Origin of the sequence: Chryseobacterium panacisoli, from assembly GCF_008274625.1 — a bacterium.
Taxonomy (GTDB): domain Bacteria; phylum Bacteroidota; class Bacteroidia; order Flavobacteriales; family Weeksellaceae; genus Chryseobacterium; species Chryseobacterium panacisoli.
In genome coordinates, this window is the sequence record NZ_VTRU01000003.1 from 339,005 (window position 1) to 360,270 (window position 21,266).

At 36.1% G+C, this 21,266-nt stretch carries 18 protein-coding genes; 7 read left to right on the plus strand and 11 right to left on the minus strand.

The window, feature by feature from the left end:
* Positions 1 to 64: 64 nt before the first annotated feature.
* The 5 genes from FW781_RS14635 to FW781_RS14655 all read right to left on the minus strand — a co-directional run bounded on the left by FW781_RS14635 (position 65) and on the right by FW781_RS14655 (position 3,840).
* Entirely contained in the window at positions 65 to 619 is a 555-nt protein-coding gene (locus tag FW781_RS14635) for a DUF1003 domain-containing protein (RefSeq protein ID WP_149388105.1), read from the minus strand.
* Between the two features lie 12 nt (positions 620 to 631).
* Positions 632 to 1,402 (minus strand): TIGR02757 family protein, encoded by a 771-nt coding sequence (locus FW781_RS14640; RefSeq protein ID WP_394349731.1) that lies wholly within the window; start codon positions 1,400 to 1,402, stop codon positions 632 to 634.
* A 7-nt stretch (positions 1,403 to 1,409) separates the two neighbouring features.
* Positions 1,410 to 2,324: a ribonuclease Z gene (locus tag FW781_RS14645; protein ID WP_149388106.1), complete on the minus strand. Its 915-nt coding sequence runs from the start codon at positions 2,322 to 2,324 to the stop codon at positions 1,410 to 1,412.
* Positions 2,325 to 2,392: 68 nt separating this feature from the next.
* Complete coding sequence (rdgB, locus tag FW781_RS14650; RefSeq protein WP_394349732.1) at positions 2,393 to 2,968, minus strand: RdgB/HAM1 family non-canonical purine NTP pyrophosphatase; 576 nt, start codon at positions 2,966 to 2,968, stop codon at positions 2,393 to 2,395.
* Positions 2,969 to 3,009: 41 nt separating this feature from the next.
* A complete protein-coding gene (locus FW781_RS14655; protein WP_149388107.1) occupies positions 3,010 to 3,840 on the minus strand; it encodes a CPBP family intramembrane glutamic endopeptidase in 831 nt (276 codons plus the stop codon).
* 109 nt (positions 3,841 to 3,949) lie between these two features.
* On the opposite strand from FW781_RS14655, the gene FW781_RS14660 reads away from it, so the two are divergent.
* The 4 genes from FW781_RS14660 to FW781_RS14675 all read left to right on the plus strand — a co-directional run bounded on the left by FW781_RS14660 (position 3,950) and on the right by FW781_RS14675 (position 8,452).
* Positions 3,950 to 4,654 carry a hypothetical protein gene (locus FW781_RS14660; RefSeq protein WP_149388108.1) on the plus strand — a complete coding sequence of 235 codons (705 nt, stop codon included), beginning with the start codon at positions 3,950 to 3,952 and terminating at the stop codon, positions 4,652 to 4,654.
* 1 nt (position 4,655) lies between these two features.
* Positions 4,656 to 5,366: a hypothetical protein gene (locus FW781_RS14665; RefSeq protein WP_149388109.1), complete on the plus strand. Its 711-nt coding sequence runs from the start codon at positions 4,656 to 4,658 to the stop codon at positions 5,364 to 5,366.
* Positions 5,367 to 5,528: 162 nt separating this feature from the next.
* Positions 5,529 to 7,124, plus strand: coding sequence for a peptide chain release factor 3 (locus FW781_RS14670; RefSeq protein WP_149388110.1), 1,596 nt, complete (start codon positions 5,529 to 5,531; stop codon positions 7,122 to 7,124).
* A gap of 383 nt (positions 7,125 to 7,507) precedes the next feature.
* Positions 7,508 to 8,452, plus strand: a complete 945-nt coding sequence (locus tag FW781_RS14675) for a hypothetical protein (RefSeq protein WP_149388111.1) — start codon at positions 7,508 to 7,510, stop codon at positions 8,450 to 8,452.
* A gap of 266 nt (positions 8,453 to 8,718) precedes the next feature.
* Here the strand turns inward: FW781_RS14675 and FW781_RS14680 are convergent, their stop codons facing one another.
* Positions 8,719 to 9,084, minus strand: a complete 366-nt coding sequence (locus tag FW781_RS14680; RefSeq protein ID WP_149388112.1) for a hypothetical protein — start codon at positions 9,082 to 9,084, stop codon at positions 8,719 to 8,721.
* 22 nt (positions 9,085 to 9,106) lie between these two features.
* Positions 9,107 to 10,246 carry an acyl-CoA dehydrogenase gene (locus FW781_RS14685; protein WP_149388113.1) on the minus strand — a complete coding sequence of 380 codons (1,140 nt, stop codon included), beginning with the start codon at positions 10,244 to 10,246 and terminating at the stop codon, positions 9,107 to 9,109.
* 369 nt (positions 10,247 to 10,615) lie between these two features.
* On the opposite strand from FW781_RS14685, the gene FW781_RS14690 reads away from it, so the two are divergent.
* Positions 10,616 to 12,394: an AMP-dependent synthetase/ligase gene (locus FW781_RS14690; protein WP_149388114.1), complete on the plus strand. Its 1,779-nt coding sequence runs from the start codon at positions 10,616 to 10,618 to the stop codon at positions 12,392 to 12,394.
* 320 nt (positions 12,395 to 12,714) lie between these two features.
* Here the strand turns inward: FW781_RS14690 and FW781_RS14695 are convergent, their stop codons facing one another.
* The gene (locus FW781_RS14695) at positions 12,715 to 13,491 is read right to left on the minus strand and encodes a zinc ribbon domain-containing protein (protein WP_077415320.1); all 777 of its coding nucleotides are present in this window, start codon (positions 13,489 to 13,491) and stop codon (positions 12,715 to 12,717) included.
* Between the two features lie 2 nt (positions 13,492 to 13,493).
* Positions 13,494 to 14,591: a Nif3-like dinuclear metal center hexameric protein gene (locus tag FW781_RS14700; protein WP_149388115.1), complete on the minus strand. Its 1,098-nt coding sequence runs from the start codon at positions 14,589 to 14,591 to the stop codon at positions 13,494 to 13,496.
* A gap of 147 nt (positions 14,592 to 14,738) precedes the next feature.
* Here FW781_RS14700 and FW781_RS14705 point away from each other — a divergent pair, with 147 nt between their 5' ends.
* Together FW781_RS14705 and FW781_RS22465 are read left to right on the plus strand one after the other, a co-directional pair.
* A complete protein-coding gene (locus FW781_RS14705) occupies positions 14,739 to 15,566 on the plus strand; it encodes an ion transporter (protein WP_149388116.1) in 828 nt (275 codons plus the stop codon).
* 43 nt (positions 15,567 to 15,609) lie between these two features.
* A complete protein-coding gene (locus FW781_RS22465; protein WP_156118404.1) occupies positions 15,610 to 15,768 on the plus strand; it encodes a hypothetical protein in 159 nt (52 codons plus the stop codon).
* 185 nt (positions 15,769 to 15,953) lie between these two features.
* Here FW781_RS22465 and FW781_RS14710 read toward each other — a convergent pair whose 3' ends face one another.
* On the minus strand, positions 15,954 to 18,278 hold the full coding sequence (locus tag FW781_RS14710; protein WP_149388117.1) for a GEVED domain-containing protein: 2,325 nt from the start codon (positions 18,276 to 18,278) through the stop codon (positions 15,954 to 15,956).
* Between the two features lie 173 nt (positions 18,279 to 18,451).
* Positions 18,452 to 21,229 carry a T9SS type A sorting domain-containing protein gene (locus FW781_RS14715; RefSeq protein ID WP_149388118.1) on the minus strand — a complete coding sequence of 926 codons (2,778 nt, stop codon included), beginning with the start codon at positions 21,227 to 21,229 and terminating at the stop codon, positions 18,452 to 18,454.
* Positions 21,230 to 21,266: the final 37 nt, after the last annotated feature.

A 21,266-nucleotide genomic window follows, 5' to 3' on the forward strand; every position in this document is an offset into this window, starting at 1 on the left:
ACCCACAAAAAAACAGATCAATTGTATGATCTGTTTATATTTCGCTGCCATGATTCAGTTGCAGTTATTCTTCTTTTTTCAATTGTTCAATTTCATCTTTCAGCTGAGAGATAATATCTTTTAAAGCTTTTATTTCGTTTTTATTAGAGTTGACATTACTCCTCAATATTACGTTTTTTGCTCTTTCATTATGATCTTCTTCTTCCTCTTCTTCATTGATTTCTTCAATATCTTCCTGAATATCTTCTATATCCTCATTGATCTCTTCAATGTCTTCGCTGATCTCTTCAATATCCTCACTGATTTCTTCGATATCCTCCTGAATATCTTCAATATCTTCACTGATCTCTTCAATATCCACCTGGATATCTTCAATTTTCTCGTGACTTTTATTAACCGACATCTGGATAAAAATAGCCAGATAAATAGCTTCCAGAGAAAGCACTGTAGTAAGAATCAGAAGCATCTTATCAAAATCTACGATATGCAGCATCGGAAGAACAAACGAAGTAAGAAACAACAGTGTATGTACAATCAAAGACTGAATAGACCCTATCCATGAGGTAATACTGTCTGCTATTTTTTCAAGAACTTCTGTTTTTTCGTTATATTTTTTCATCCTTATATTTTTTTACAACAGTTCTTTGGTTACGCCTAATCCAAACAAGGCAAAATCATATTTCGCGGGATCTGTTTCATCAAATTTTCTAATGGCAGCATCCAGTTCTTCTACCGTTTTCCAATCATTCTGTGTTCTGGAAACTAATCCCAATTTTCTGGAAATATTTCCTGTATGCACATCCAAAGGAATGGAAAGGTTTTTCTGATCTATATTTTCCCAAATTCCAAAATCTACCCCCCTTTTGTCTTTCCGCACCATCCATCTCAAAAACATAATAATTCTTTTTGCAGAGGAGTTTTTGTAAGGCGAGCTGATATGTTTGTGGCTTCTGTGCTTTTCTGTTTCCAGAAATCCGTTCCTGAATCGTTCTATGGCGTGGAGAAAATTATTCTCCGGTTCTTTTACTTCAAACAGGCTTTCCAGACTTTCATTTTGTTTATAAATCTTGTTGAACTGTTTGACGAAGTAGGAAAAATCCTGCCCATTGAAAGTTCTGTGAATACTTTTATCCTGAATATCCTCCAGATCCTTTTCTGAATAATTCATTACAAAATCATAGGGAGCATTCCCCATAATATCAAGCATTTTATCCGCAGAATTAATGATCGATTTTCTGTTTCCCCAGGAAATTGTTGCTGCCAGAAATCCTGCAATTTCAATGTCCTGTTTTAAAGAAAAACGATGAGGAATCTGTATAGGATCATTTTCAATAAAATCGGGAGCATTGTACTGATCTGCCTTTTCGTTGAGAAAATCTCTAAGTTCTTCAAATTTCAGCATATTCATTTTAAATCTTTACACTTTCCAATGCTTTTGGTAAAAATGTATTGGGAAAAATATTTCTTGCTTCATCGGTAAACACTGTCAGATCTCCATATCTGTTGGAAAAATGTCCTAAAATCAGTTTTTCAACCTGAGCTTTCTGAGCAATCGTTGCCGCCTCCAATGCCGTGGTATGCCCTGTATAATCAGCCATTTCCTTCAAATCATGTAAAAATGTGGATTCATGGTAGAGAACCGTTGCATTTTTAATAATCGGAATGACGCTTTCAAGGTAACGGGTATCACTGCAAAATGCATAGGATACTGGCGGAACAGGCTCAAGAGTCAGAATTTCGTTTTTAAGAACATAGCCATCGCTCAGGACAAAATCTTTTCCTGCTTTTATATTATGGTAATCACAGGTTTCAATCTCGCTGTACTTGGCAATTTCTTTCATATTAAGATGCCTGTCTTTCGGCTTTTCCTTAAAAAGATAGCCGTTACAGTAAATTCTGTGATCCAACGGAATGGTATATACTTCTACTCTGTTGTCTTCATATATTTTTTCGGAATAATCTTTATCCAGTTCATGATAGATTACTTCAAAGCCACGGTGCGTTTCCGTAATCTGAAAAATAGTTTCCAGCATCTTCTTAATGCCTTTCGGACCATAAACATGCAGCGGAGTATCCCTTCCTAAAAGCCGGAAAGAGGCAATAAGGCCCGGAAGTCCGAAACAGTGATCTCCATGAAGATGGGAGATAAAAATATGATTGATTTTTGAAAATCTTGCTTTTGCTTTTCTCAGCTGTACCTGTGTTCCTTCTCCGCAATCAATAAGGAAGAGTCTTTCTTCCATTTCCAGCAGCTGGGCTGTGGGTGATGTATTGATGGTTGGGATAGCCGAATTGAAGCCTAATATTGTTAAATAAGTACTCAAATCAATAATTTATTATAACAAATGTACGACAGAAAATCTAAATGGGTCGTTCACCCTGATATTTAAACTTAATCAGTCACTTTTAAAAAATCCATAAACAAATCTAAGGCCTGCTTGCGGTGGCTGATTTTGTTTTTATCTTCCGGATTCATCTCTGCAAAGGTTCTGTCATGACCCATCGGAACAAAAATAGGATCATATCCGAATCCTTTAAAACCTTTATTTTCGGTCAGTAAATTTCCATGTACTCTGCCTTCAAAATATTGGGCTCCTTTTTCATCATAATAGCACAGAACGGTAACAAAATAAGCTTTTCTGTTTTCGATTCCCTGCATTTCTTCCAGCACCTTTTCAATATTTTTCGCAAAATCGTGATCTCCGGCGTAGCGGGCAGAGAAAATTCCCGGTCTTCCATCCAGAGATTCTACTACCAAACCGCTGTCATCTCCCAAACTTGGAACTCCTGTTTTTTCAAAGCAGTATTTTGCCTTGATGAGGGCATTGGCATGAAAAGAATCTCCATCTTCCACAATTTCTTCGTGAATATTATAATCGGTAAGACTTTTCACAACGCAGTCACTTCCCAGGATCTGTTGAATTTCTTCTTTTTTATGTTCGTTGTGTGTGGCTACTAATAATTCCATTTCTATATTCATTTTCAATTTTACTTTTTTAATTTGGTTACTTACATTTCAGCATAATGCACTTTATACTTTTTCATAAAAAGATAATAGAATAAAGAGAAAAGTACAATTCCTACGGCCAGTACAAGCCATTCTGAAACATGAAGAACTTTTGAAAAACTTTCATCTTTACCATAAAGTACCAACAGAGATAGGGTTAAGTTATTAAACGCATGCAGCAGTATGGGCAGCAGTAAAGATTTTGTTTTATGATATACCAATCCCAGCACACAACCCAGCATCACTGCGCTGATAAACTGCCATGGATTTCCGTGAACCACTCCAAAAATAATGGAAGCGTACAAAATGGCTTTCCATGGTTCTACTCCTTTATTAATCAATCCTTTCTGGATAATTCCTCTGAATATAATTTCCTCAAAAACGGGAGCCATAATTACCGTCATGATGATCATTACAACAGGATTATCGGTAAGCTGACTCATCAACTGGGTAAAATATTCATAAAAATCACCAAAAAAAGGTCCTGTAGTAGGAATCTGAGCGGCAATAAATTCTGAAATAAACATCATCCCCGCCATCATTGGAAAAATAAGGAGATAGGTAGAAAAGTTAACGGACGATAAATTGAAGTTAAGCTTCTTTTGGGTAGTACGTCTTACAATGAAAAAATCAAAAAAGGCAATAGCCGTAAGGAATCCTGCAGAATTTGCAACCATAAGGAACCAGTCTTTCAGCTGAAGATTTTCTTTGAAAACAACTTTCCAAAAAGTGCTGAATAAGGAAACAGCCATTGTTCCCACGAATAATCCAACCACCAAAGCAACACCACCCACCCATGTGAACGTAAACTTTGGATATTTGCTATTTTCCATCCTTATCTCTGTAAAAGTTTATTAGAAACAAAGATAATTTTTTTGACTGCTACAGGCAACTAAAAAAGGATTTTCTTATTTTCGTTCCTTTATCCATGAATACTATAAAATGAATACAGAATCTCCGTTCCAGAGGATTGAGTCTACAGCAGATATATTGATGACTATCGTTCTGAATGCACTATTCTTCATTATATTGATTCCTTTCACGATACTTTTCGTTCTGGGACCTGTTTACGGGATTTATAAAAGAGGGGTTGAAACAATGTTTTATCCAGCCTTGGTTAGTTGGGGAATATCAGCACTTATTTTAATTCCTGTAGTTCGTTACTATATTATAAAAAGGAAAAAAATAAAAAGCAAAATTGTGGTTGATGAAACCGGACTTTTATTTTATAATGCAAAAAATGAAATTGAAGAACAGATATTTTATACAGATCTTCAGCCTTCAAAACAAAATTTTGATATTTATACTGTAACTCCGGTGGGATCAGGTATTGCTCCTTTACTGGAAATAACAACCCAATCAGAGAAAAAAGACGAGACTACAAGACGTATTGATATGAACCTTCCTCTGAAGGTGGTAAAGAATAGATATACTTTGTATGCACACTTCCTGCGCGGCATTGTTACTTTCCGCCCTGATTTAAAGGTGGATCCGCTTGTTTTCCGCAGCTATTCCATTGATACAGAAACATGGAAAGTGAATAACAAAGGGATTTCCCTGGGAGGCTGGCTTTTAATTTTTGCAGCTCTTGCTATTACAGCACTTATCATCGGATTTGTCTGCTTATTATCTGAAACCCCCAATTAATATGACAGAAAAATTCCAAACCACAGACTCCAAAATTAATAAACCCATCACTTATTTTTTAATGGGGATCATCTGGATCGCTGTTATTCTGATTATTGTGGTAATCGGGGTCGTTTTCGATTTCATTTACGATAATTTCAGACAATATTTAGAAAATGATCCTGGCATTCTTTTCACCCTAATTATTGCCCAGCTTCTTCTTATATTTTGCTGCATAGCTTTGATAATGGCTTTAACCTACCGAAAAAAAGAAAAGGTAAGAAAAGCCGTTGTAGATGAAAAAGGAATTACTTTCTACAACAATCAAAACACCATTATTCAAACCGTATTTTACAATGATCTTCACCAGGCCAAAAAATCCTCAGATGATGTATATGTCCGCAATACTCAAACCGTAAAATATGGTAAAACAACATTACAGGTCTATCTGAAAAATAAAGCAGGGGAAATTGTGCTTTCAACCGTAGATTTCAATTTTGAATTGGTAATTCTGTGTAATCAATATGATCTCTACCGTCATTTTCTAAAAGGCATTCAGCACTTTCGTCCTGATCTGAAAATTAGTCTGCAGACTATTGAACAGTATAACCTTAATTCAGAACCACAAAAAATGGAATTTGGGATATTTGAATACATCATGGCTGCTGTTTTTATACTGATTGCTGTTGGATTGATTTATGTTTTTATGTTATTCATAAAAATGCTTTTCTGATAAGCATTGTTGAAGCAAAGCCAACTATTGATAGGTTCAAAGCCTTATTTATCATTCTTAAAACGTGACTTCCCTCCTATTCTTTTATCTAATTAATATTGTCTTAATTTAAATTTGAAAACCTCATAAAAAATCACGATTTTTGCAACTTCAAAATACGATATGTCAGACTTAATCAAAGAAATACAAAAAAGAAAGACCTTCGGGATCATTTCCCACCCGGATGCCGGAAAAACAACTCTTACGGAAAAGCTACTTCTTTTCGGGGGTGCTATTCAGGAAGCGGGTGCGGTAAAATCCAACAAAATAAAAAAAGGAGCTACTTCCGACTTTATGGAAATCGAAAGACAGAGAGGGATCTCTGTAGCGACTTCCGTATTGGCTTTTGAATATAGAGACCACAAAATCAACATCCTGGATACTCCAGGTCACAAAGACTTTGCTGAAGATACTTACAGAACGTTAACTGCTGTAGATTCTGTAATCGTTGTAATTGACGTTGCAAAAGGGGTTGAGGAACAGACTGAGAAACTGGTTAAGGTTTGCAGAATGAGAAACATTCCTATGCTGGTTTTCATCAATAAATTGGACCGTGAAGGTAAAGATGCTTTTGATCTGCTGGACGAAGTAGAACAAAAATTAGGATTAACAGTCTGCCCGCTTTCTTTACCCATTGGTATGGGAAGTGACTTCCAGGGAATTTATAATATCTGGGAAGACAATATTCAGTTATTCTTAGAGGAGAAAAAACAGAAAGTTGGGGATTCTATCAAATTTGATGACATTAATGATACTTCTATTGATGAAGTGATTGGTGAAAAAGCAGCAAAAACGTTAAGAGAAGAACTTGATCTTATTCAGTCTGTTTATCCTGAATTTAACCGTGAGGATTATATGAAAGGGGATCTTCAGCCTGTATTCTTCGGTTCAGCTTTAAATAATTTCGGAGTACGTGAATTGTTGGATGCTTTCATTGATATTGCTCCGATGCCGCAGCCAAAAGAAAGTGACACCCGTCTTGTAAAACCTGAAGAAAATACTTTCACAGGGTTTGTTTTCAAAATCCATGCGAATATGGATCCTAAGCACAGAGACAGACTTGCTTTTGTAAAAATTGTTTCAGGAACCTTCAAAAGAAACGAAAACTACTTATTGGTAAGAGAAGGTAAAAAGATGAAATTCTCCTCTCCTAACGCATTCTTTGCTGATAAAAAAGAAGTGGTGGAAGAAAGTTTCCCTGGTGATATTGTTGGTTTACATGATACCGGAAGTTTCAGAATCGGAGATACGCTTACTGGTGGAGAAAAATTAAGCTTCAAAGGTATTCCTAGCTTCTCTCCTGAACATTTCCGTTATATCAACAACAATGATCCATTAAAAGCTAAGCAATTGGCAAAAGGTATTGATCAGTTGATGGATGAAGGAGTTGCACAGCTATTTACCCTTGAAATGAACGGAAGAAAGATCATCGGAACGGTAGGTGCCCTTCAGTATGAGGTTATCCAATACCGTCTTGAACATGAATATGGTGCAAAATGTACTTATGAGCCTCTATCCATGCACAAAGCATGTTGGGTAGAAGCTGATGAGAAATCTGAAGAATTCAAAGAATTTGCAAGATTAAAGCAGAGATTCCTGGCAAGAGATAAATACAATCAACTGGTATTCCTTGCTGACTCATCTTTCACAATTCATATGACACAGGAGAAATTCCCGAATGTGAAATTACATTTCATTAGTGAATTCCAGGAGCATTAATTAAAAGACAAAATTGTTTATCATATAGATCCGTAGAAAATTTCTACGGATTTTTTATTTCTTACTATATAATCATTTTTATGAAGAATAAGAATTGGGATTCCTGCGGAATGACAAACAGAACGCTAATTTATCCATACACTTTGTCATTCCGTAGAAATCTAAGTAATAAGTAATAAAATTGTATTATTAAATACTTCTTTAGAGCGTATATCTCAGGTTATAATACCATTAAAACTCAGAAACGCTTTGTAAATCTTTTGTAAAACAAATACAAAACACTGAAAATATAACAGTTAGTATTTTACCAGCACAATACATTCTATTTACAATCTTTACAAGAGCTTCCCTCCTAATTTTACTTCATCAAAAAAATTAATGTTATGAAAAAGTTCATATTACTCGTTGCTGTATCAGGTACTTTCATTATGTGTAAAAAGGGAGAAACTACTCAAGACAGCCTTCATGAAGCAATTCATTCAGCAGACAGCGCAGCTACAGTAGCTGCAGAAACCATTGACCATGCAAGTAAAGCAGCAAACCAGGTAATGGACTCTGCCAGTATTAAAATAAAAGATTTTGAGAACACAAAAGGTGATATCCAGCAAAAAATAGAGAGCACTTCAAAGATGGTAGATTCCTTATCTGAGAAAATTGCCGCTACAAAACTGGAATCCAAAATAGAGAAAAAGGATTCGACGGAGAAGAAGTCTGAAAAAATGGCTGTAAACGCTCCGGCTCCCAAGGTTATTAAAGAAACCAAAATCATTTATAAGGACAAGCCTAAAAATGACAGCTATGAACTGAATATGCCAAAAGATAGAATGGTAAAATCAGGGTATCTTGTTATAAAAGCAGAGAATGCAGAAACAGTGAAGAAAATCATAAGAGAAGAAGCCGATAAAAATAACGGCTACATCAAAAGTGAAAATCTTTCTTATGCGGAATCTGCCAGTCCTTATGGAGAAGATCAAAAAATATACAGTCTTGACATCAAAGTCCCTATCCAACATTTTGATGGTTTAATGGATGCTATCAACAATAATGTAGGAGATATTGATACTAAAGATATTCAGGTTGCAGGGCGTAATTATGCAGACAATACAATCTGTACGATCAATGTCAGTATCAGCGATAAGGCCCAAACAGAAAAAGAACCTAAAACTTTTGGTGGAAAATCATTGGCAGCCATTGAATCCGGCTGGGAGGTGATCACTTCTATTTTCCTGTTTATCCTTCCATTATGGCCTTTATTCCTTATTGCAGGTATTGGATATTACTTTTACAAAAAGAAGAATAAAAACATTCCTCATAACGACTCTCATTAGATTTGAAATCCATCCTCGTGGTGGATTTTTTAATGTTTTTTTAATAAGGTTTAGAAGGTAGGATTAATTCTTATTCCTAATTTTATAACATTAATAAAAACAGCTTGTTTATTAGGAAAATTCCTCTTAACTTTAAGTGTAAATAAAAATAATGAATCTCCGTTATAGTACAGGATTCGTTACAAAACAGGAAATTTTTATTTCATATATTAATATTTTGTGATTTGGTGTAAAATAAGGCCCTCAGATTGAGAGCCTTATTTGTTTTATTTCATATTCACTACTTTGTCTACGACAAACTTTGTATTTCCTCTCCATGGGAGGGCACCGTTGTATTCTTTGTAATGCAGATCAAAGGTTTTTCCACTGTTGGTTTCCAACTGTTTGAAAATCTCAGGGTCATCTACAGAAAACTCAAACTCATAGCTTGTAATGGTTCCTGTTTTTCCTCTCCCGAAGCCTTCCTGAATCAGTTTGCCTTCATAGGTTTTGAAGACATAGCCTTTTTTCATGGCATAGTTCAGGTATCCGGATTTCACTCCTTCTCCGAAAACAAAAAAGTATTTATACCAGACAAATACGCCCAGTAAAAGCAGTACGACACCAAGGGTGATCCACAAAGATTTTTTCATAGGTAGTGTGTTTTATAAAATGTTATTTTGCGATACTTCTTGAGATCACGATTTTCTGAATTTCAGAAGTTCCTTCGTAGATCTGAGTGATTTTAGCATCTCTCATTAATCTTTCTACGTGGTATTCTTTCACGTATCCGTATCCACCATGGATTTGTACCGCTTCAATAGTAGTATCCATTGCTACCTGAGAAGAGTATAATTTTGCCATAGCTCCGCTTTCAGAGATATCTTTTCCTGCATCTTTCTCACAAGCAGCTTTGAAACATAACATTCTTGCAGCAGTGATCTGCGTAGCCATATCAGCCAATTTGAATGCAATAGCCTGGTGGTTGATGATCTCAGTTTTGAAAGCTTTTCTTGTTTTAGCATATTTCAATGCCAGTTCGTAAGCACCTGAAGCAATACCTAACGCCTGAGAAGCAATACCAATTCTTCCTCCGTTCAATACTGCCATAGCAAAGTTGAACCCGAACCCGTCAGCACCAATTCTGTTTTCTTTTGGAACTTTTACGTTATTGAAGATCAAAGAGTGAGTATCACTTCCTCTGATTCCTAATTTGTCTTCTTTTAATCCGATTTCAAATCCTTCCCATCCTCGTTCTACGATGAAAGCATTGATCCCTTTGTGCTTTTTCTCAGGATCTGTCTGTGCAATTACGATATAATAAGAAGCTGTTCCACCATTGGTGATCCAGTTTTTGATACCATTTAAAAGATAGTAATCCCCTTTGTCTTCAGCAGTTGTTTTCTGAGAAGTTGCATCAGAACCCGCTTCAGGCTCAGATAAAGCAAAAGCTCCGATTACCTGTCCGCTAGCCAGTGGAGTAAGATATTTTACTTTCTGTTCTTCCGAAGCAAATTTTTCAAGACCGGCACAAACCAATGAGTTGTTTACGGACATTACAACAGCCGCAGAAGCATCCACTTTTGCAATCTCCTCCATTGCCAGCACGTAAGAAACGCTGTCCATACCTGCTCCTCCGTATTGTGGATCTACCATCATTCCTAAAAGGCCCATTTCTCCCATTTTCTTCACCTGTTCTGTAGGGAATTTCTGGTCACGGTCTCTTTCAATAACTCCAGGTAATAGTTCGTTCTGTGCAAAATCTCTTGCTGCCTGCTGAATCATCAGCTGTTCTTCCGATAAATTAAAGTCCATAAAAAAAATAATTAGATAGCCGTAAATTTACACTTTTTAAGCAAATCTGAAAAAATAAATTAAAGACAGGAAAAACCCATAAAAAAAGGGAGTTGAAATAGATTCTAATGTTCAAAGTATCAATAAAATGACACGCCGGTTTATCAATTGGGAATACCATACCATTCAGGAGGGAAAATAAAAACGACAGACTAAGACATGCCAGATCAGTAATGTGCCATTACAACAATCCTTTTAAGGCTTCCGGCCCCCTTTTTGATCAAAGATATTATGGTAAGCATTTAACTAAATACTAAATATTCCATTCAAAGGTTTCCAATTAAAAAAAATGCTTATATTTAAGTTTCTTTATAAATTATTTAAAAAATCATGACGATCAAGAGATTATTCGATATTCCGCACTACGCTTTAGAAAAATATCCTAAAACGGATATGTTTGTAACGAAGTATCAGGGTGAGTGGAAAAAAACTTCTACGCAGGAGTTTATTAATGAGGGAAATAAGATATCCAGAGGGTTACTGAAGCTGGGCATAAAACCGGGTGATAAAATCGCTTTGATTACTACCAATTCCCGTACGGAATGGGCTATTATGGATTTTGGGCTTTCCCAGATCGGAGTGGTTTCAGTGCCGGTTTATCCAAGTATTTCACCTGAAGATTATGAATTCATCTTCAACAATGCCGAAATTCAATACTGTTTTGTTTCTGATAAGGAGCTGTTGAGTAAAGTAATGAAAGTAAAACACAATATCCCGAGCTTACAGGGGATTTTTACTTTTGATAACATCAGTGGAGCGGCCAACTGGAAAGAAATCCTTGATCTGGGTAAAGATGAATCTACACAAATTGAAGTGGATGACCTTTCCAATGCAATCAATACAGAGGATCTGGCGACTATTATTTATACTTCCGGAACTACAGGAAGACCTAAAGGAGTAATGCTTACCCACAACAATATTGTTTCAAACATATTGGGGGCCATTCCAAGGATTCCAAAGAAAAGAAGTCTGGATTATAAAGAAACCAGAGCATTAAGTTTCCTTCCAATCTGCCATATTTTTGAAAGAATGCTGTTCTATCTTTATCAATACAATGGTTTTTCTCTTTATTTTGCTGAAAGCATCGAGAAAATGGGGGAAAACGTAAAAGAAGTGAAGCCTCATTATATGACCGTAGTTCCAAGACTGGTAGAAAAGGTATATGATAAAATTTACAATACGGGATCTTCTGCCGGAGGATTGAAATCTAAAATATTCTTCTGGGCTTTGAATCTGATCAGTAAAAAGAAAGTGATCTCAAAACCATCCGGACTTCAGGAGATTATTGCTGATAAACTCGTATTTTCTAAATGGAGAGAAGGGCTAGGTGGTGAAATCGTGACATTGGTTTCAGGATCTGCGGCATTGTCTACAAGACTTAACTTAATGTTCCAAAATGCAGGAATTCCAATTTTGGAAGGATATGGTTTAACAGAAACTTCCCCGGTAATTTCCGTAAACAGCTTTGAGAAAATGAAAGTGGGAACAGTAGGTATTCCATTGGATAATTTAAAAGTAAAGATCCAGGAAGATGGTGAAATTACCGTAAAAGGGCCATCTGTTTTCAAAGGATATTTCCAAAATGAAGAGATGACCAAAGAAGCTTTTACAGAAGATGGATTTTTCAAAACCGGAGATATCGGGCATATTGACAGTGACGGATTTTTACAGATCACTGACCGTAAGAAAGAAATGTTCAAAACATCAGGTGGAAAATACATTGCCCCTCAGACGATTGAGAATTTAGCAAAAGCTTCTAAATTTATAGAACAGATCATGGTGGTAGGTGATGGTGAAAAAATGCCATGTGCTTTGGTACAGCCTGATTTTGAATTTGCAAAAAGCTGGGCAATGAGAAATAACCTGAATTTAGGTTCCACGCCGGAAGAAATTGCAAAAAGCCCTGAGTTGAAGCAAAGAATTGAAAAGGAAATTGAAGGCATTAACGAACATCTTGGAAACTGGGAGAAAATTAAAAAGATTGAACTTACTCCTGAAGTATGGAGCATTGAAACCGGATTGCTTACTCCAACTTTAAAACTGAAAAGAAAAGCGGTAAAAGAGAAGTTTATTGCTTTGTATAATAAGATGTATGATCATCAGGAATAAAATAATCAACCGCTTCATCTTGAGGCGGTTTTTTTATGTTTTGGCTAAATAAGGAAGATTTGTTTTTTGATCAAACAGGCGTTTCTATTGATATCCCATCATTGAGCTTTTTACTTCAATTACAACACAATCCTTTGTCATTCCCAATGAAACGAAGTGAAGCGTGGAATCTAAGCTTTATTGAGACTTATTTCATGCCCAGATTTCTGCGGAATGACAAAGAATCTGCAAAAAATCACATTACATAAAAAGCATTCTATTGAATATAAAAAAAGCTGTTTCATTTCTGAAACAGCTTTTGTATGATTTAAAATCAATAATTAGAATTTAATTACAGATTTCATTCTTTCGTTTTCTTCCATTACCAATTCGTCATCAACAAGGATTTTCCCTGAATGCTCATCGATAATAATTTTCTTTCTCTGAGCAATTTCCATTTGCTTTTGAGGAGGGATTGTAAAGAAAGATCCTTTCGGAGCTCCTCTCTCTAATCCTACTACTGCAAGACCGTTGATAGAGTTTGTTCTGATTCTGTTGTAAGAAGCCAATAATCTCTCATCGATTTTACCTGCAAATTCTTTAGATTGCTCTAAAAGATATTCTTCTTCTTTCTGAGTTTCAGAGATAAGACCTTCTAATTCTTCTTTCTTGAATTTCAAGTGGTTTTTTAAATCGTCGATCTTAGTATTCAGTTCACTTAAAGTTTCGTTTTTGTGAGCAATTTTAACTCCAAATTCTTTAATTCTTTTTTCAGCAAGCTGAATTTCCAGATCCTGGAATTCCATTTCTTTTCCTAATGCTTCAAACTCTTTATTGTTTCTTACATTATCCTGCTGAGATTTGTACTTCTCAATTAAAGTTTTAGCATGGTTAATAACTTCATGCTTTGTTTTGATCTGATCGTCCTGATCTTTGATATCAGCATGAAATTTTTCAGCTCTTTTTTCAAGACCTTCAATCTCGATTTCAAGATCTTCAACTTCAATTGGCAATTCTCCTCTAGTATTTCGGATTTCATCCAATCTTGAATCAATGATCTGTAAATCGTATAAAGCTCTTAATTTTTCTTCAACTGAAATATCGTTGGTTTTTGCCATATTTAAATGAAATAATTTACTGGGTTTGTTTTTTCAATAGATTTTGAAATTGCAAATGTACTAAATTTTTGTGATAAAATTTCAAATAATTGTTGAGCAACAAATTGTTCTGATTCATAATGGCCAATATCGCAAATCAGCATTTTAGACTCTGCTAAAAAATAGTCGTGATATTTAAGATCTCCGGTAAGATAAGCGTCACATTTCCTGGAAGCCGCAGATCTTATTCCACTTGCTCCGGAACCGCCCAAAACCCCTACTCTTTTGATTTTTTTATTGTTGAAAGAGGAATGTTTTATCACTTCAAGACCAAATTTTTCTTTTACAAACCCTAAGAAATCTTTTTCATCCATTTCCTCTTCCAGGTCACCATACATTCCCAGTCCGGCATGATGGTTTTTATTATCAAGACTGTATATCTGATGAGCCACTTCTTCGTAAGGATGCGCGGCTTTCATTGCACCTACAATCTGACCTTGTTTAAAGCCTTCAAAAATCACCGAGATCATATCTTCATCTGCATTTTCACGAATATTCTGCTGTCCTGAGAACGGATTTGACCCCTCTACCGGTCTGAATGTTCCGTTACCATTCACTGTAAAACTGCATTCGTCATAGAAACCGATATTTCCCGCTCCTGCTGAAAACATTGCCTCTTTTACTTTTCCGGAATACTCTTTCGGAACAAAAACCGAGAGCTGTTTTAAATTATTTTCTTTTGGCTGAAGAATTTTCATATTCTTTAATCCCAGCTGTCTGCAAATTCCATAGTTGACTCCAAAGAAATCATTATCAAATGCCGTATGAATGGCATAGATAGCCACTTTATTTTCAATAGCTTTTAAGACGGCTCTTTCTACATAGTTTTTCCCTGTTAAAGATTTGAGTCCGGAAAATATAATCGGATGGAAACATACAATCAGATTGCAGTTTCTTTCAACAGCCTCATCTACAACATTTTCCAAGGCATCATGACAAACCAGAATCCCAGATACATCACGATCATAAACACCACACAGCAGGCCTACATTATCAAAATCTTCTGCCTGTCTGATACTTATTTCCTCTTCAATCTTTGCAATTACAGTTTTTAGCTTCATTAATTTATATTTTACGGTTACAGCGAAGATATTAATTTTACTAAAAATCTAAAGAATATTTTGATAGTTGTAAAATTCTTTTAACAATCATATATTTACCCTATACTTTATAAAAATTGCTAACTTCAGTTTGAAATAACTATATAAATGGAAAGAGAACATAATCTTATTCCTGAGGACACTCTTTGGAAAAGATTCCTTTACCGGATCATTTATCGTTCCGATACCAGACTCGGAAAATTGTTTGATATCATCTTATTGTCTTTAATTCTCGCCAGTACCGCCATCATCATGATGGAAAGTGTACCTAAGCTTGACAAGAGGTTTCATTATACCTTCCTGGTTCTGGAATGGGTGATCTCCATTTTTTTCACACTGGAGTATTCTATGCGGATTGCTGTGGTCAAAAATAAACGGAACTATATATTCAGTTTTTTCGGAGTTATAGATTTTCTTGCGCTGGTTCCTTTTTTCCTTAGCTTTTTCTTTCCCATCACTAAATATTTCCTGATTTTCAGAATGCTGAGAATGTTGAGAATCTTCAGGATTTTCAATTTACTGGATTTTATGAATGACGGATACCTTATTGTACGGGCGCTGAAAAACAGTTCGAGAAAGATTTACATTTTCCTTTTATTCCTGATCATATTCTCAGTTATTGTAGGATCACTGATGTTTATGGTAGAAGGCGGAAGGCAGGGATTTGAAACCATACCGCAGTCTATCTATTGGGCGGTGGTTACCGTAACTACTGTAGGATATGGTGATGTGTCTCCTATTACGCCTTTAGGAAAGTTTTTTGCGGTTGTTCTGATGCTGGCTGGTTATTCTATTATTGCTGTTCCTACCGGTATTGTAACCGCAGAAATGAGAAATAAGAGGCAAAACCTGGAACTGATCTGTGAACGCTGTGGTAACGAAGATATTGATGACGATGCGAGGTATTGCAAGAAATGTGGCAAGAAATTAGCTTGATATTGGATATCAATATAATTTATTCACTAAATACCACAAAATCATGGAACCAAAAAAGAAAAACAAGCCGAATAGTTTAGTGATCATTCTTTTTGCACTGGTAGTGCTGATGATCATCGTCTACTTTATCCTAGTAATGTTCTTCCCTACTGTTTTTGACCTTATGAATAAGGGAGAGATACAACCGGTGCCTAATAAATAATGAGTAATGAGCAATGGGTAACAGATAATTCATAATGATTTATACAATATAGAGTCCTATGATAAAATAAAAAAGATGAGTGAAGTATTTCACTCATCTTTTTTGATCTATTGATTTTCAAAACAACCACTATAAAAAAGACGGGTCATAATGACCCGTCCTTTTCTTTTTATTTAAATGATTGATTATTTTTTAATGGCTTTGATGGTCTGTTTAGACCCGTCTTTCATTTCTAAAGTCACCAAATAAACACCCTGCATTAAATCTCTTAAATGAATTGTAGACTCAGGATTTGTAATAGTTTTCACTAATCTTCCCGTAGCATCCGTTACAGATACATTTTTCACGTTTTTCACATCAGAAATGTTCAATACATCCGTAAATGGATTAGGATAAACCTGAATAGTATTTTTTGCCAGAGCAGCTTCAGCAGTTGCCAGGTTCGCATTGTTAATACTGATATCATCTATATACAGATTATACTGGTCCGGATCTGAATAAGCATTAAATCCAAAGTAATACACTCCTGTTGTTGGAACTGTAAACGTTATAGATTCTGTATGGGCCATTTCATCGTTAATTGAAGGGTAATCTGCTATAGAGCCTGTCATCGCTGATGCATCAGGTGAAGTTCCATAAGCAACTTTCAATTTTTCAACATAGGTAGACGAGTTATTACCATACTTATAGCTAATTGTATATTGTGTTCCCGCTGTCAGGTTCAATCCTTGGGTAAAAAACCATGCATTGCCAGGATTGGAAGAGTTATAATGATATCCTAACACATTGGTTGTAAATCCTTGGCTATCAGAAGGCGGATCTAGTGTTTCCCAATTATTTCCAGCTCCCGCGTTAACATTGATTGTACAACCTGGAAGTTCAGGAACAGTAACACTTTCAAAATCTAAAGCATAAGGAAGGTTTGCACTTGAGCATAATGTTGTAAATGTAACAGAATCACTCCATATACTTTTGCTTGTGGCACTACATGCAGATCTCACCCATACATAGTAAACAGTGGAAGGAGCCAGACTTGGAATATTATAAGTAGTTGCTGTAACTCCAGTAAAATTAGGTGTACTTGTAGCTGTAGGCGCTGTATTGGTTGTGCTGTAATAAATATCATATCCACTTGCTGGTACAGGAGTGGCAGCCGTCCAGGAAACCGTAGCTCCTGCGGCAGTAATATTAGACATCATTAATGCATTAGGCTCACTACAAGCTGGTGCCACATCTATATTAATATCATCCACATACAACTGGTTCATATTGGCATCAGAATATGCCTGGAATCCAAAATAATATACTCCTGTAGTAGCTGGAGTGAAATTCACAAAAGCACTTGTTGCTGTGCTGGCAACAACACTTGAGTGATCTGCTAATGTATTGGTCATTCCCGCACCGGTAGCTGAAGTACCGTAGGCTACTTTTAGTTTTTCTTCATATACAGTTCCTTCTGCATTGGCATATTTATATTTAATTCTGTAGGTAACTCCCGCAGTAAGATTTATTCCATTGGTGAAAAACCAGGTGTCTGCATTATTGGCATAGTCATAAGAATACTGAAGAACATTTCCAGTAAATCCCTGAGCATCCAGATCACCCGTCTCCCACATATTTCCTGAACCATCATTAACTACTGAGGTACAATTCGGCAGATCAGGTGGAGTTATACTTTCGAAATCCAATGTATAAGGTACTCCTACAGAAACGCAGGATGTCATAAATGTTGCCATTTGAGACCATGCACTCTTATTTGAAGTACTGCATACAGAACGTACCCATACATGATAAGTTGTAGCCGGTGCCAGTGAAGAAAGATCAGTACTTAATCCACTACTAGTCCCGGAAACTACAGTAGCAGCCGTAGGATACGTACTGGAGGTTGAATAATAATATTCATAACCGCTGCCTGGAGCAGAAGCCGGAGCAGTCCACGCAACCTGAGCTGAATTTGCTGTAACTGCAGATACCGTTAAGGCAGACGGTGCAAAACAAGTTGGAACCGCGCCAATTATTACCGTATAATCATGAGCTTCTCCATATCCATCTACATTACAAGGAATAGGGTCACTGGAAAACCGATCTCCTACTCTCATTCTGTAAGTACCGGGAGTAACGGTAGAAGGAATAGTAATAAGCCCTGAGGTGATATCGTCCGCTCCTACCTGAGTACTGCTTGCCGTAGCTACAAGTTCCGGAGCAGCATCATCAAAAGTTCCGTCGTTATTAAAGTCTATCCAAACACGTACATTCTGATCACTGTAACCATGTTTAACACTGAAGTCATAACTTAAACCTGCACTAAGGTTAATCGTCATGGAAGTGTAATCTCCATATGCATCAGTAGAGCAACCCGTATCAGGGTGATCAAATCCGGCACCCGGAATAGCAAAGGAATCTATCACATCTCCTCCGCTACACCCACTTGCAAAAGCAGGCGTACAGTAAGTCTGTGCGGAGGATAAAAAGCCGGTCATTAAGAAACCAACAAGTAAAAAATTTCTCATATAAAAACAGTATTAGTTACTCAAATCTAGTGAAAATCAACAATAAAAAAAATATTTTTTTATTTATATCACAATGAATTAAAGTTTTCCTTTTATAAAAGATAATTCCGCTAAAAAAAGAGAGGCTACTCAAATTGAGCAGCCTCTTTTTCACTATTTCTTCAAGAAATTATTTATCTTTTAATTGCTTTAATCGTTTGTTTAGATCCGTCTTTCATATTCAAGACTACTAAATACATTCCTTGTTTCAAATCTCCCAAATGAAGCATAGAAGAAGGATTGTCAATAGTTTTTACTAACCTTCCTGAAGAATCCAGAATAGATACGGATTTTACTTTACCATGTTTTGAAATATTCAGAATATCTGTAAACGGATTTGGATATGCTTCAATACTTTCTCCGTTTTTAGAAACTTCAGAAACGCCCAAAGTCCCTTTGGAAATAGTAATTGTAAAAGGAAATTCTAAATAATCCACGGTTGAACTTTCATCCCCAACATTCACATAATATACAGTTCCCGGAACAGTATCAATAGATATTGGTGTAGAATGCCAACCTCTGGTAATACAAGTTAAACTTCCACACCCTCCTTTATAAACTCCTACCCTAGGAAATCCATTTCCTGTAGGTGTTACTATAATTTTATGAGTAGAACCATCCCCTGTAAACGTAAACCATGTACCATCATTCATTGCCGGGCTACAAGCTGTAACAAATCCATTATTATTAGTTGCAGCTAACGCATCTGTCTGTGTGTAGCTATAAGGAAATACAGAAGCAACCAAAGCTCCGGAACAACTGTCATTAACCGGAACCGGCGGCAATGTTCCAATACATATATTAAATCCGACAACTTCACTTGGGTATCTGGTATTAAATACTCTTATATAATAAGTTTGGCCTATTGTAAGGCCGGAAACCCCACCCATAAGATGTGAACATTTAATATTTGTAAGGTTACCACAATCACCACTAAAAAGCTGAAAGTAGGTTTCAGTACCAGACTGTACCCCAAGAGAAACCAAATCTTTCAATTGAATCAAATGACCTGTTGCAGTAGCTGTAAACTTAAACCATACATCTCCAGGTTTTGCAACACCATTGCATGTAGGAGCTGATATATTCGACGCCGTAGCTCCCACTGTACTTCCAGCTGTTACAACAGCACAATTCAAATCAGAATTTACAGGCAAAGTAACTGCATTTATGCATTCATCATTGGGAGGAGGTGGTGTATTATCTGTCCCTATACATATATCAAAATCCATAGCACTGGATTGTCCCGTCAAACTACTATAAACCCTTATATAATAAGTATCTCCTACTGTAAGATTATCTACAGCCAAAGCATTCAGATAAGAACAAGAAAGACTGACTAAACTATTACAGCCTCCCTTATAAACCTGAAAACGTAAAGTAGGAGCAAAAAATACCGGGACTTTATAGATAATATTGCTTAATTTAATAACATGTTTATTGCCTGTTGCTGTAAATTTGAACCATACATCATAATAAGGACTATTATAGCAAGTAGCAGGTGACAGACTGGAATCTGTAGCTGATATAATGGTTCCTTGAGTAATGCTTGCACAATTCAAATCAGGATTTACAGGTAAGTCTATTGCACTTCCACATTCATCATTGACTGGTGGTGGCGGAAACGTTACCACGCATATATCAAAATTTTGAGCAGCACCATAATTAGCACGAGTATATACTTTTACATAATACGTTTCACCTGGAGTAAGATTACTTACTATTGAATAATATTGAGCTTCGTCACTACATGCAATATTTGTTAAGTTACCACAGCTTCCTTTAAAAACAGAAAAATATATAAACTTATTATTTACTGCTCCTACGGAGGTTATATTACTTAATTTAATCATATGTTTGGAAGCTATAGCAGTAAATTTGTACCACACATCATTATGACTATAAGAAGTAATACATGAATTTTGACCCTGATTAGATACAGTCGCCATCAAATTTGTACCGGAAGTAAGATTTGTACAATCTATAGTTGGACTAACAACCAAGTCAACAGCATTTGTACATTCATCATTAGATGGCTGCAATGCTCCTGTCGTAAACTTGATATTAACACAACCGGAAGATTCACCCGTCACCCCAACAGCTTTTACATTAAGATAATAAGTGGTATAAACTGATAGCGGAGATGATGGAGTAAAACTCGTTGTAGCTACCGATTGTTGATTAACCACATCCGTCCCTCCCGGAGTAGTCCCTATAGAAACCTTATAATCTGTCGCCCCTGGTGATGCAGCCCAGGTAATAGCCGGGGAAGGAGGAACAAGTATTGCATTATTAAAAGGATAAGACACTACAGGACAAACAGGCAATGTACTTGCTACCAATCCATTAAGACTTACTACAGGCTTATAAGGCAAAAGCGTTCCATTTGGACTCGTTGAAGGATCACCTGAATAAACTGGAGAATTAGTAAAAACCATTCCCCCTTCTATAGTATTATAGACAAAAAACTGATTAGGAGGAATATCATTAAACATCTTTTGATGAACTCCAATTACTAAATTCTGGGCATTGTCATACGGAAATGGAGTTGTAAAAGTGATATCTATCACACCATTTGTATTAGCAACCGTACCTGAATAAACCTTTATCATCGGCCCTGTTGGAATCCAGTTATCATTAGCCACAAAAGTAGTTTTCGTTGTATGCCCAAAATAAACATCCCACTGTGCGGCATAGCCCATGTTAGCAGAAGGGGTTACGTAAAATTTAAGTCCGGTAATATTACCTGCAGCATCAGCATTGATCTCTTGTTTTGTATAAATCTGCTGAGAATAGGATATAAAAGCACTACTAACTGGAGCATTTCCGGTAATTGTACTTCCTTCCCCAAGCTTGATTTGAGCACTTAATACGATGCTTATCATCAGTAAGCATACAAATAAGATTTTCTTCATGTATAAGTTTTTGGTTATTAATACATCCACGAATTTA

Excerpts from the sequence above, each read along its gene's own strand:
- FW781_RS14635 (WP_149388105.1), bottom strand. The coding sequence starts at position 619 with ATGAAAAAATATAACGAAAAAACAGAAGTTCTTGAAAAAATAGCAGAC.
- FW781_RS14640 (WP_394349731.1), bottom strand. The coding sequence starts at position 1,402 with ATGCTGAAATTTGAAGAACTTAGAGATTTTCTCAACGAAAAGGCAGAT.
- rdgB (WP_394349732.1), bottom strand. The coding sequence starts at position 2,968 with ATGGAATTATTAGTAGCCACACACAACGAACATAAAAAAGAAGAAATT.
- FW781_RS14655 (WP_149388107.1), bottom strand. The coding sequence starts at position 3,840 with ATGGAAAATAGCAAATATCCAAAGTTTACGTTCACATGGGTGGGTGGT.
- FW781_RS14660 (WP_149388108.1), top strand. The coding sequence starts at position 3,950 with ATGAATACAGAATCTCCGTTCCAGAGGATTGAGTCTACAGCAGATATA.
- FW781_RS14665 (WP_149388109.1), top strand. The coding sequence starts at position 4,656 with ATGACAGAAAAATTCCAAACCACAGACTCCAAAATTAATAAACCCATC.
- FW781_RS14670 (WP_149388110.1), top strand. The coding sequence starts at position 5,529 with ATGTCAGACTTAATCAAAGAAATACAAAAAAGAAAGACCTTCGGGATC.
- FW781_RS14675 (WP_149388111.1), top strand. The coding sequence starts at position 7,508 with ATGAAAAAGTTCATATTACTCGTTGCTGTATCAGGTACTTTCATTATG.
- FW781_RS14680 (WP_149388112.1), bottom strand. The coding sequence starts at position 9,084 with ATGAAAAAATCTTTGTGGATCACCCTTGGTGTCGTACTGCTTTTACTG.
- FW781_RS14685 (WP_149388113.1), bottom strand. The coding sequence starts at position 10,246 with ATGGACTTTAATTTATCGGAAGAACAGCTGATGATTCAGCAGGCAGCA.
- FW781_RS14690 (WP_149388114.1), top strand. The coding sequence starts at position 10,616 with ATGACGATCAAGAGATTATTCGATATTCCGCACTACGCTTTAGAAAAA.
- FW781_RS14695 (WP_077415320.1), bottom strand. The coding sequence starts at position 13,491 with ATGGCAAAAACCAACGATATTTCAGTTGAAGAAAAATTAAGAGCTTTA.
- FW781_RS14700 (WP_149388115.1), bottom strand. The coding sequence starts at position 14,591 with ATGAAGCTAAAAACTGTAATTGCAAAGATTGAAGAGGAAATAAGTATC.
- FW781_RS14705 (WP_149388116.1), top strand. The coding sequence starts at position 14,739 with ATGGAAAGAGAACATAATCTTATTCCTGAGGACACTCTTTGGAAAAGA.
- FW781_RS22465 (WP_156118404.1), top strand. The coding sequence starts at position 15,610 with ATGGAACCAAAAAAGAAAAACAAGCCGAATAGTTTAGTGATCATTCTT.
- FW781_RS14710 (WP_149388117.1), bottom strand. The coding sequence starts at position 18,278 with ATGAGAAATTTTTTACTTGTTGGTTTCTTAATGACCGGCTTTTTATCC.
- FW781_RS14715 (WP_149388118.1), bottom strand. The coding sequence starts at position 21,229 with ATGAAGAAAATCTTATTTGTATGCTTACTGATGATAAGCATCGTATTA.